Genomic DNA, 8634 nt, shown 5'->3' on the forward strand with positions numbered 1-8634 from the left:
AGCCGGTCAGGACTTCCGACTCAGTGCCGTAGTCGGCGAAACAGTGCAAAATGGCAGGGCCAACTGCATCGGTCATCGAACCACCGCCTCTGAAGCACACTCGGGACAACGCGCGCCGATGGCCCAGTATATCGTCTGACAGTCTCTGCACTTGACGCACTGGGTTCCTCGGTACTCGAACACTGCCGGGTCAGTCATCCGAGTCCTCCAAGTTCTCGGCGACCTCGACGGCGAGGTGAGTCCTGCCACTACTGAGCGCCCCGACGGTGACGCCGCGATACGTTCGCGAATCTTGTGAATCAGACATGGTTCTCCATATTCAGCAGGAAGCAGGCTTGGTGAACACGCGCCTCTCCGTCGCTCTCGCCGTTTCGCATCAGCGGGAGTTCGATGTAATACTCGTCCTCGCCGATCTCGTTGGAACAAGCCGCGCACTGCTTCTGTTCAGAAGTGGGCTTCTCGGAGTGGCGATACCCACCTTCCCACTTCGTCGTGAACTCCGCAAGCGTCGAGCGGAACTGGTCCGGGCCGTAGTCTCCCGAAGCGGACCACTCGATGTCGTGGAGGAGGCCCGCGATGTCTTTGACCAGCTCGATTTTCTCCTCGTCGAGGTGGCCAGTTTCAACGGCTCTCTCAACCTTCTGGCACACGTAGTTGAGGCTACCACCGCTCATTGCGACCACCGCTGAACTTTCGGAGCGTCTGTACCGCCGGTCATCGCCTGACCACCTTTGCGTAGCCCTTTTCAAGCCACTCGTCGCCGCTGACATTCGGGTTCAGCATCTCAAGATGGTCTGCACAGAACCTCCCGCTACTGCCCGAGTGCGGGTTCTCGTACCGGAAATCAACCTCATTCGGACAGTCGACTATCTGGCACCCGCCTTCGTAGACGAGCGGCTCTTCTGGCGGGTGGGGGTCTGCAAGCCACTGTTTGACTCGCGTCATGCTTTTCTCGTGGGGATTGACAGCGCCACGCTCCCACTTCTCGACGGTCTGCTCATGGACTCCGAGAGCCTGAGCAAGTTCGTACTCTGAAAGGCCCATTCGCTCACGCTCGCGCGTCATGCGTTGAAGCAGTTTCTCGGTGTCTTTACCAGTCATCGTAACTCCCGAGCTTGAACTCGATGTCTGTGAACTCGTCGTGGTCGTGAAGGACCTCTACGCCGCTACGGAGGTCTGCCTCCGTGTACTTGGTGACGAGGCATCGTGTGATACCGGGGCACGTCTCCACATCCTGCCACGGCCCCCAGTAAATGAATCCCTCCGTGTACGGGTGACGGAACAGGATTCCGCAGTACCGAGCCACCTGAAACTCCTTCTCCGTGACCGTGATAGCCAGACGCCGCTTCCCACCTTCGCGGTGTTCCTCGACCATCTGACCAGCACGAGAGTCCAGTAGCTTCATGTGGATGATCCGCCGCTCGGAGTCTTGCTCTACCTTCGTGGAGGGTCGTTCACTCATCAACAAACCTCCCCTCGTCCTCACGGTGTGCGAGTTCCATGAACAGGTCCGCGAGTTCGTCGTACCAGTCCTGTTTCTCGGGGTCGCAGTTGTGCATTACCACGCAATCCGCCGCGTCTATGGCGAGTTCTTGGTATCTCGCTTCCAACTGCTCGACCGTCCACTCGGTGTAATACTGGTTGTCGGGAATCTCAACGCCTCCATCCGATTGATACACGCCCTGCGAAAAGTGACCGGAGTCGCTCACGAGTTTAGCACCTCGCGGTGGATCCGCGTCACGGTCGGGTTTGCAGCGCCTTTCGCCGCCCCGACAGTGCGGGACGACGCATCGGTGTGCTCGTACATCTCCGCGATGGCAAGGCGGTCGAGCCAGCCAAACTTTCGATGAGTCTCTTGGTGCTGGGAGTTCGTCATCAGCTCCAGGTTCTCCACGCGGTTGTCCCACGGAATGCCGTTCTTGTGGTGGACGTGCATCCCCTGAATTGCATCGAATCCCCACTCAAGACCGGCAAGGACACGGTGAACGTAGATTTTCTCGTGGCCTGCCAGCCATGCCTCGTGACCGTCTGTTGTATGAACGAACTTGGCGATGGGGTTCTTGCCCCGGTGTCGGGCGAACTGTGCCTCCGAGAAGTCGCGAATCTCAATGTCGTGCTTTTTGAGCCACGAGCGAATGGTGTTGGTCGCACATCCGAGTTCCTGCGCTATCTGGACCATGCTCTGTCGATTCTCGACGTACATCTCCCGAAGAGTGGCCTCATCTTTCCACGGGCCATCCATCTGTGGCGTGCCACTACCGCCACCCTTCCGACGTTCGATGTCGTGTTTCTTCATCCAGTAGTAGACCGTACCGGGCGAGATTCCGAACTCCTGAGCGATCTCCATCGCCCCCATCTCTTGACCGTGGTACATCGAGCGGAGCAGGTCAGCGTCCTTGTACCCCTTGGGATGCAGTTGTTCGTGCTCTCGGTCGCTGTTGGTGGTGTTCGTGGTCATGTTGAAAACGCAGTGTTGCACTTCTCGCAGTGCCACTCGTGGTTGTGCGCGCTGGACTGGCTCGTGAAGTCGCCCTCGGGGTTGGCCCCACAGTGGCCCGGCTCGGCGGGCGCGGGTGGGGCCGGGGCGGGCAGCGTCGCCGGAAGGTAATCACACCGCGTGCAGGGGACGCCGATGTGGCCGCGTCGGCAGTGGAGCGATCTACTCACGCGCGCACCTCGCGTGAACGTAGTCACCTTCGGAGGCAGGCAGCCCCACCGCGAGGGGGTCTCGAAGCCGCCACTCCTCGCCGGCGAGCATCGGGTCGTCACACTCGGGGCAGGTGTGGCGGTCGGTGCGCGCAGCGTCGACAAGTGTTGTTATCTCGGTCTGTAGGCCGTCAGTCATTGCATATCATCGATGACCTCTTTCCACGGGACAATGCTCTCAAACTCGTATCCGCGTATCGCCCGCATTTGATATGGAGACTCGGACCCAATGGGGACGCGCTTGCCCCTCATTTGCACCTCTCGTGAACGTAGTCCCCCTCTGAAGCGGGTAGGCCGACGGTGAGGCTGTTGCGGATACGCCACTCCTCGTATGCGAACATCGGCTCGCCGCACTCGGGGCAGGTGTGTTCACTCATCGTCGCCCTCTTGAACCGTGATGTCGTCCGGGGAGACGCCGTGATATTCCGTGGCGACGAACTCGCCCTCACTGTATTCGGGTTTCAGTGTCATTGGCGGCCCTTCGAGGCACTCAAGACGGTACTGGAGTGGCTTGTCCTGTCGGGCGAGTATGTCCACCATCGTCACGCGGTAGACGCCGCCTCGCACTTCGAGGATGTCGCCTTTCTCGTACTCTGGTAGTTCTTCGGTCATATCGCGGTCCTCTCAGTCGGGTTAAACGGCTTTGTCTGGCCTGCTGGCATGGTCATCCTCGTTCCTCTCTTGTGGCAGGTGAGTAGTCACACCCATCGCGCGGGCACGCGTAACCGCCTTCGCCAGGGGCGAGCTGGACGTCGTGGTGGGGGCACGCCCACGACAGCAAGACATTTTCGCCGTCACTCACGCCGGGGTACCTCCTCGGGTTCGAGACGGTAGAACCCGCGTGTCACCTTATCGACCGCATCGCCCATGACGAGGTCGTTCAGCCGTTGAGAAATCAACTGCCGACTCTCTCCGGTTTCATCGGCGAGGTAGCGAATTGTCGCGTACCCCCACGGCTCGCCATCGTCGCGGCCACGTTCCATCAGGCTGAGGATCTGCCAGTGCAGCTCGTCGAGATTATCTGGGTCCATTGATTGGACACTCATCTCATCACCACATCCGTGTTACGAAGGCGACAGACAAAAAGGTTCGTAACGTGAATGACAGTGCTGTTTACGTTGTCAAAACAACTAAGTACCCCCACGATGTAGACGTAACTGAGCACAGGACGCCTCGGAAAACGAGGCCGGGCGGTGTGACGCCCGACCCCTGTGCCATACCACTATGGCAACCAATGCTACGCGGCCGTCGGATGAAAAACTCCTCGGCCTCTCGACGTCGTACAACCTGCTCGGCACCGACCGCTATGGCCGAGACCATTACGCCAGCGCGGTCCGCAACCTCATCTGGGTGACGGGCATGACCGGCGAGATCGTCCACGTCGAACGGACCGACGCCATCCCACAGTGGGTGTCGTTCGTGCGCCGCGAACACGGCTGGGTCGCACTCCGCTACCGTGATGGCGGTCTCGAAACGCTCGCGACGGAGGTCCGCGCATGAGTCGCCCGCCGGGGACGTCGCCGTTGAGTTTCCACGCCTGCCGGCTCTGTGAGACGGTCGTGATGGCCCCGCCCGAGACCGACCCCGTGGTGTGCTCGGCGTGTGAGGCCGTGCTCCGGGAGGGCCTGCGCGAACTGGAGCGCCCGCGGCCGGCGATTCAGGAGGTGGCGGCCGATGATTAACACGAACGGACCAGACCGAATCCCCGACGAAGCTCCACGCGCGACAGCACTCACCCGCCACGACGCCCGCCGAGCGGCTCGGGCGACGCGGCGCTTGCCGGAGGTCCAACACACCTACGCGTCGACCGGCGGCGCGTGTGTCTACGTGGACGCCGTCACGCCACGGCTGCTCCTCGTCTTGGAGACTGCTGGGTTCGACGTCTCGCTCGGGAATACGTACGGGCACGATGAGATCTGTGGTGACTACATCTCGGTCGATGTGAGGACCGCCGATGACTGAGCGGCGACTGGCGCGGCCGGCCCGTCGCTACGGAGTGACGTGCGCGTCGTGTGGAGACGTCCTGCTCATCGGGGAGCGTCGGAAGCGCCGGAGCGGCCGACACCTCTGTGCGGACTGTGCGGGCACCGACGGCGACCAGCTCGTCGAGTGTCCTGGCTGCGGCCGCGTCGGCCTGCGCGAGCAGATTGAAGTGTGCCGGGACGGACATGGGTACCAATGAGCGACGCTACTGGGGGTCTGTGGATTACCCTGGCTCAGGAGATGGACCGGCGGTGTCGCGACCGCGACCGTGGCCGGTATGCCGAGTGGCGCGCGGCCGCGTTCGACGCCCGCCGATGGGCACGGACGAAACAGCGCCACGAGACTGACGATGGGTAACGGCCCACCCAGCCTTGAGGGCATAGACGAGGACACTGCGCTCGAATGGGCAGTATGGGGCTTCAAACAGTCTGCCGAAGGTCATAACGGCGAGTATCCATTCAGCCACGACGACAGTCGCATCCGTAGCGAATTGAGCCACCGTCTCTGGGAGGCGCGAGACGATGGGTGACGGCGTTGTTCACGTGTTCTACATCGACGACTACGAGTCGGGCGGGTACAGCTTCGAAGTGACAGACTCTGACCAATTCAATGTCGCGGCGGCGATTCGCTACCGGTGGGTTCGCGACGTCCCGGATTGTGCATACCTTGCATGCAATCGCGAGTCGTACATCGGAACGCTCGCACGCTTCGAGCGATTGTTCATTGACGGCAAAGAACCCCACAAACACCCATTGCGAGACATCACCGAGGAGGATGTTAGGCAACTTCTCGGGTTGTCTGAATAGCTGTCGCTACTCGTTCTTGCCCCTCCGGTTCACGTGGAGAATCCCCGGCGAGCACACCGCATTTCCGCTGAACACACCGCGCGTCCAGAGTGAAAAGGAGTCTATCGCGACAACGCGTCGCGCAGCCGCTGGAACACCGACCGGTTCGCACTCACGCGCTCGTCGAGGTCACCGAGTCGCTCGTCCTGGCTGTCCTGCTCGACCTCGACGTCACTGATGCGCTGGCCGTGGTCGTTGAGGCGCGTTTCGGCAGTCGCGAGGTCCGTCGATATCGTCTCGACAACGCTTTCGAGCGCGTCGACACGCGCGGGGCTGACACCGTCCTCACCATCCGAGTCGTCGGAGCCATCGCCAGAGTCGCCCGATCCATCCGAGCCGTTTCCCGAGTCTCCGCCGTCGTCAGTCTCCTCTGCAGGCGGGTAGCCCCACGCGTCGGCGAACGCCTCGTAGTCGGGCGTCGCCATCGCGGGGACGTCCCCGAGCGCCTCGCCGTCGAGCGTGACGCTCGCCCCGACGGTCGAGCAGTTGCCCGGCCGGTCGCTCACCAGCCACGTGTGGGTCTCGCCCGGCGCGAGGTAGCCCCCCGCGCCGTTGCCGTCGCGGTGGTGGTTGGTCTGGCCGTCGGGCACGCCCTCGCGCGGGCGGGTGCCCGAAGCGCGGAAGCTGTAGAAGGCTCTGCGGTCGCCGTCGTTGGTGACTCGGAGATTCATCGGTGTGGTAGTCTCGTCGGTCTCGCCGCCGTCCGTTCGGACGACGCCAGTGCTCGAATCGGCGTCCAGCTCGCGCGCGGCGTTGGGCATGTCGACGGCCAGCCCCGAGATCGTCGAGTCGTGGCGACCCTCCAGAATCACCGCGGCCTCTCCGCGGCAGTCACTCTGGCCGGTCACCGTCAGGTTCCGGATGTCGACACTCCAGGGGAGCGCCGGCTGACGGTGGCTGTCGAAGCGCTGTTCGCGCGGGTCCATGAACCACACGGCGCGCTGGTCGACGTCGCAGTGGACGGTGGTGTCGTGGAGGTCGCGAATCGCATCAGAGGGGTTGATGAGAATCGCGGCCATCCCGCGGTCGTACGTCGATTCGATGCGGATGTCACAGCCGTAGATGCCGCCGCCCGATTTGCCGTACTGGGCGCTCGTGAAGTAGACGCCCGACGTCCCGGTCGGCGGGTGGTTCGTGATGCGCGTGGGCGACTCGGCGGGCGTGTCCTCGTCGACGCCGCGGGCGCGGTGGTAGGCGTCGAGCACGTCGCCGCTGATGTCCTGGGCGAGCACGTTCTCGGGGTGGGCGTCGTCCCAGTCGATGACGATCTCGCAGTCCCGGAGTTCACAGCCCGCCCCGAGGCGGATGGCCGCCATGTCGTTGTTGCGGAACGCGCAGTTCTCGAAGACGATGCTCCCGGGGTGCTTGCCGGTGTAGAGACCGCCGTCACCGCCCTGGTTGGCGATGACACAGTCGCGGAAGGTGAGGTGGCCGTCGTGGTCGAACACGCCGCCACCGCCGTCGCTCGCACCGTGGCCCGCGAACACGGAGGGGCCGGTCTTGCGGTAGCGGACGATGCGCCCCGACCCCGACGAGGAGGTGATGGCGGGGAGGATGGACCACCGGCAGAACGGTTCGGCCCCGCTGAAGCCGAGGTGGTCGACGTCGTGCACTTCGAGACCGTCGCGAGCGCGCAGCCAGTTGCCGATGTCCCCGCCCGCGCGGTCGTCGGTGTTGTCGAACGCGAGGTTCTCGAGGAGATAGTCTCGGCTGTCGCCGTCGGCGCGGATGAACCAGCCCGACTCGCCACTCGCCGTCCGGAAGCGCACCTCATCGGGCGAGTCGCCCAGCCCGCGGAGGCCCCAGCGTTCGAGGCGGTCGAACGTGCAGGCCTGGTCGCCGCCCTGCTCGTCCATCGGGAAGGCGTACTCGCCGGGGGGCACTTCGATGAGTAGGCCGTCGCGAGTGGGCAGGTCGATGGGGGTCTCGCCGTCGGGGTCCCAACCGAGGTCCTCGATGGCGTGCGCTACCTCGTCGAACTCGATGTCGTGTCGGAGCATGGGTGGTAGTGACTGCGCGCCGCACCTCACGGCGCTCTGCGTACGTTATGTCGACTATTCACAATCAATCGAGATATACTTCAGTGAGCAGGACTATCGACTGATGAAAGCTTGGTTCGCCTTCCGAGAAGGCCGGTGGTGAAGACACCGACCACGCTTTCAGGAGCGCTGAAAGCAATGCAGAATACGCGCGGTGGGGGTCATAGGACTTCCGCCACTGAACAGGAGCACAGCACACAGCCAGCGACGGGCGACACCAGCGGAAATGGGTTCTGGCGAGACGAGTTGACGGATACGAAGTCGGTCAACAACAGCAAGGAAGACGCGATCACCGAACGCGAGTACGAGCTGTTGCTCGAAGGTGCCCAGCGCCTTCGGGACCCCTACGACCACCAGTGCCGGTTCGTCATCGTCGCCTGCGGTCGCCTCGGACTCCGCGCTGGCGAGGTCGCCCACATGACCGAGGAGTGGATCGACTGGAACGCGAAGACCATCGACATCCCGCTGTTCGAAGCCTGCGAGAAGGGCCGGCAGTCCGACGAGCCGTGTGGCTACTGTCGCGAGCGGGCCAGAAGCATCGTTGAGCACAACGAGGGCATCACGTTCGAGCAGGCGCTCGAAACGCGCTGGTCGCCGAAGACCGCCGCCGGGGCGCGCTCGATCGCCTTCGACTTCGACACGCGCGTGCAGATGACGGTCGAGCGGTTCTTCGACCGCTACGACCGCTATCCTCACTCACGAGTCTCGGTGAACCGCCGGGTCGACAAGGCCGTCGAGGAGGCCGATGGCCTCGACGAGAACCGCATCTATCCGCACGCCCTTCGCGCGACGGCGGCGTCCTATCACGGCTCGCGAGGGCTGACCGGGCTGCCGTTGCAGAGCCTCCTCGGGTGGGAGCGACTCTCGACCGCCGAGAACTATCTCAACGGCACGAAGGAGGCGACCGCTCGCGCGGTGCGCTCGATTCACGGCCTCCGGTAGGCCGCCTGTTGCGGCATTTCTTTTCACGCGCGCTGGCACCGATGTTGCCGATAGGCTCCCGCCGCGTGTGTTTCAGATAGTGGTGCCATCAACGAGCGAGGTCCACGCGGCGGCGCTGC

16 protein-coding genes are annotated in these 8634 nt (G+C 63.3%); 7 read left to right on the plus strand and 9 right to left on the minus strand.

The annotated features are described in order from the left end of the window. Positions 1–299: 299 nt before the first annotated feature. The 8 genes from M1L36_RS20405 to M1L36_RS20440 form a co-directional block, all read right to left on the minus strand. Positions 300–674, minus strand: coding sequence for a hypothetical protein (locus M1L36_RS20405; protein WP_250875599.1), 375 nt, complete (start codon positions 672–674; stop codon positions 300–302). A 40-nt stretch (positions 675–714) separates the two neighbouring features. Beyond that, a complete protein-coding gene (locus tag M1L36_RS20410; protein ID WP_250875600.1) occupies positions 715–1101 on the minus strand; it encodes a helix-turn-helix domain-containing protein in 387 nt (128 codons plus the stop codon). Further along, complete coding sequence (locus tag M1L36_RS20415) at positions 1091–1462, minus strand: hypothetical protein (RefSeq protein WP_250875601.1); 372 nt, start codon at positions 1460–1462, stop codon at positions 1091–1093. Before M1L36_RS20415 ends, M1L36_RS20410 begins: the two co-directional genes overlap by 11 nt. Beyond that, on the minus strand, positions 1455–1709 hold the full coding sequence (locus tag M1L36_RS20420) for a hypothetical protein (protein ID WP_250875602.1): 255 nt from the start codon (positions 1707–1709) through the stop codon (positions 1455–1457). The genes M1L36_RS20415 and M1L36_RS20420 overlap by 8 nt, the downstream gene beginning before the upstream one ends. Beyond that, positions 1706–2458: an HNH endonuclease gene (locus M1L36_RS20425; protein ID WP_250875603.1), complete on the minus strand. Its 753-nt coding sequence runs from the start codon at positions 2456–2458 to the stop codon at positions 1706–1708. Before M1L36_RS20425 ends, M1L36_RS20420 begins: the two co-directional genes overlap by 4 nt. A 201-nt stretch (positions 2459–2659) precedes the next feature. Then, the gene (locus tag M1L36_RS20430; protein ID WP_250875604.1) at positions 2660–2845 is read right to left on the minus strand and encodes a hypothetical protein; all 186 of its coding nucleotides are present in this window, start codon (positions 2843–2845) and stop codon (positions 2660–2662) included. A 230-nt stretch (positions 2846–3075) separates the two neighbouring features. Next, positions 3076–3318: a hypothetical protein gene (locus M1L36_RS20435; RefSeq protein WP_250875605.1), complete on the minus strand. Its 243-nt coding sequence runs from the start codon at positions 3316–3318 to the stop codon at positions 3076–3078. 182 nt (positions 3319–3500) lie between these two features. Continuing rightward, a complete protein-coding gene (locus tag M1L36_RS20440) occupies positions 3501–3752 on the minus strand; it encodes a helix-turn-helix domain-containing protein (RefSeq protein ID WP_250875606.1) in 252 nt (83 codons plus the stop codon). Positions 3753–3930: 178 nt separating this feature from the next. Between M1L36_RS20440 and M1L36_RS20445 the strand changes: the two genes are divergently transcribed. The 6 genes from M1L36_RS20445 to M1L36_RS20470 all read left to right on the plus strand — a co-directional run bounded on the left by M1L36_RS20445 (position 3931) and on the right by M1L36_RS20470 (position 5495). Then, positions 3931–4206 (plus strand): hypothetical protein, encoded by a 276-nt coding sequence (locus tag M1L36_RS20445; protein ID WP_250875607.1) that lies wholly within the window; start codon positions 3931–3933, stop codon positions 4204–4206. Then, a complete protein-coding gene (locus tag M1L36_RS20450) occupies positions 4203–4388 on the plus strand; it encodes a hypothetical protein (RefSeq protein ID WP_250875608.1) in 186 nt (61 codons plus the stop codon). The genes M1L36_RS20445 and M1L36_RS20450 overlap by 4 nt, the downstream gene beginning before the upstream one ends. A gap of 94 nt (positions 4389–4482) precedes the next feature. Next, complete coding sequence (locus M1L36_RS20455; RefSeq protein ID WP_250875609.1) at positions 4483–4668, plus strand: hypothetical protein; 186 nt, start codon at positions 4483–4485, stop codon at positions 4666–4668. Further along, entirely contained in the window at positions 4661–4888 is a 228-nt protein-coding gene (locus M1L36_RS20460) for a hypothetical protein (RefSeq protein ID WP_250875610.1), read from the plus strand. The genes M1L36_RS20455 and M1L36_RS20460 overlap by 8 nt, the downstream gene beginning before the upstream one ends. After that, complete coding sequence (locus tag M1L36_RS20465; RefSeq protein ID WP_250875611.1) at positions 4885–5046, plus strand: hypothetical protein; 162 nt, start codon at positions 4885–4887, stop codon at positions 5044–5046. The genes M1L36_RS20460 and M1L36_RS20465 overlap by 4 nt, the downstream gene beginning before the upstream one ends. A 164-nt stretch (positions 5047–5210) precedes the next feature. Next, positions 5211–5495 (plus strand): hypothetical protein, encoded by a 285-nt coding sequence (locus M1L36_RS20470; protein ID WP_250875612.1) that lies wholly within the window; start codon positions 5211–5213, stop codon positions 5493–5495. 101 nt (positions 5496–5596) lie between these two features. Here M1L36_RS20470 and M1L36_RS20475 read toward each other — a convergent pair whose 3' ends face one another. Then, positions 5597–7534 (minus strand): hypothetical protein, encoded by a 1938-nt coding sequence (locus M1L36_RS20475; RefSeq protein WP_250875613.1) that lies wholly within the window; start codon positions 7532–7534, stop codon positions 5597–5599. Between the two features lie 285 nt (positions 7535–7819). Between M1L36_RS20475 and M1L36_RS20480 the strand changes: the two genes are divergently transcribed. Then, the gene (locus M1L36_RS20480; RefSeq protein WP_250875614.1) at positions 7820–8515 is read left to right on the plus strand and encodes a tyrosine-type recombinase/integrase; all 696 of its coding nucleotides are present in this window, start codon (positions 7820–7822) and stop codon (positions 8513–8515) included. Positions 8516–8634 lie beyond the last annotated feature (119 nt).

This window comes from Halomarina rubra (assembly GCF_023699475.1).
GTDB classification, from domain to species: Archaea; Halobacteriota; Halobacteria; order Halobacteriales; family Haloarculaceae; genus Halomarina; species Halomarina rubra.